General features: G+C 51.2%; 2 protein-coding genes. Both read right to left on the bottom strand.

The window, feature by feature from the left end:
* Positions 1 to 274, bottom strand: a 274-nt coding sequence (locus BWI97_RS29160) for a glycoside hydrolase family 97 catalytic domain-containing protein (protein ID WP_255403261.1), incomplete at its 3' end; no start/stop codon positions are given.
* Positions 275 to 329: 55 nt separating this feature from the next.
* A partial coding sequence (locus tag BWI97_RS29155) for a glycoside hydrolase family 97 catalytic domain-containing protein (protein WP_199182138.1) occupies positions 330 to 529 on the bottom strand: 200 nt, incomplete at its 5' end.

The following is a 529-nucleotide window of genomic DNA, read 5'->3' as shown; positions in this document are numbered from 1 at the left end:
GGTCAAAGGCATTCCGCGTGAAAGGCAACAGGGCTGCGTGCGTAGGCTGGTTATCAGCATCCTTCTGCTCGAAAGTAACCATCTCAAAACCCCTCACGGCCTCCGCCGTCATCAAATGCGGATACGTGCGTGCCCAGCCACGGGGCAGCGTGGCTCCGTGGAAATTTACCAGCAGGTGATAATCGGCCGCGTCGAGTAGAATGTCCTGATAATATTTGATAACCGACTGACCATCTCCACCGAAAAAGTCGATTTTGACGCCCTTGATGCCCATTTTTTCAATCCGTGCGAACTCATCGCGGCGGCCCTGTCTTTCGAGTAATTTCCCTTTAGGGGTGTACTTGACCGTCGTTCCAGTCCCCCGCCGAGTTGTACCAGAGGATTAATCCCACGTTTTTGGTTTTGGCGTACTGAGCCAGCTCCGCTATTTTTTCGTAACCGATTTTCTGGTCCCAATTGACATCAATCAGGCAGTAAGGCCAGTGCATGTTAGCCGCAAAATCAATGTATTTTTTCTGCTCGTCGTAGA

This window comes from Siphonobacter sp. BAB-5405, assembly GCF_002872335.1.
Taxonomy (GTDB): Bacteria; Bacteroidota; Bacteroidia; order Cytophagales; family Spirosomataceae; genus Siphonobacter.
The sequence above is the reverse complement of the archived record's forward strand: the minus strand, read 5'-3'. Positions and strand labels throughout refer to the sequence as shown.